The following is a 587-nucleotide window of genomic DNA, read 5'->3' as shown; positions in this document are numbered from 1 at the left end:
GCGTTACTTGATGAACTACTTCCGCAAGTCACTGGAAATTATGGGTACGCCAATTCGTATCAACTTCCAGAATAGCGAAAACCCGTTTGAGAATCGTGCGAACAAGCTAACCTTGTCTCAAGAGCGTAAGCGTAAACGTATGATGTCTGTGGTTAAAAACCGCAAAAAATAATTTAAGCATTTGAAGATACCCAAGTTTTTACTTGGGTATTTTTTTATCTGTTTTTTGCAACCTCTAAAAGTGATGTGAGATGTGTCCTTTTCTAAACCTTACTTTCATCATTATCACAATGTTCTTCTGCGCGGTTTTTCTCTAGTGGTATTAGTGATGACGTGCAGATTCCTGTATCTTCAAATGCTCAGCACACAACCTTAACTTCTTACATTCACAAAGATAAGCAAAGCATGACGATTACCGCGACACAAACCCGTTTCTGCCATCAAACTTGGCAGTTGGACGCTCAGATTCAACTCGTTCAAAACCACAATGAAGTGACCTACGTAGTCACCGACGTGACTCCGTTTCATCCCGTTAGCCATATCTGGCCTGATCATCCCGCGGATAAAGGCATCTTAGTATTTAATGA

At 40.9% G+C, this 587-nt stretch carries 2 pseudogenes; both read left to right on the top strand.

Annotated features, from left to right (window positions below):
* A pseudogene (locus R7E78_RS28625) lies at positions 1-172 on the top strand (ribosome biogenesis GTPase Der); the annotation flags it as partial.
* Positions 173-405: 233 nt separating this feature from the next.
* Positions 406-587: pseudogene (locus R7E78_RS28620) on the top strand (alanyl-tRNA editing protein); the annotation flags it as partial.

Source organism: Vibrio sp. YT-19(2023) (assembly GCF_033337395.1).
Note: the sequence above shows the minus strand (reverse complement) of the source record. Positions and strands in the feature narration are given on the sequence as shown.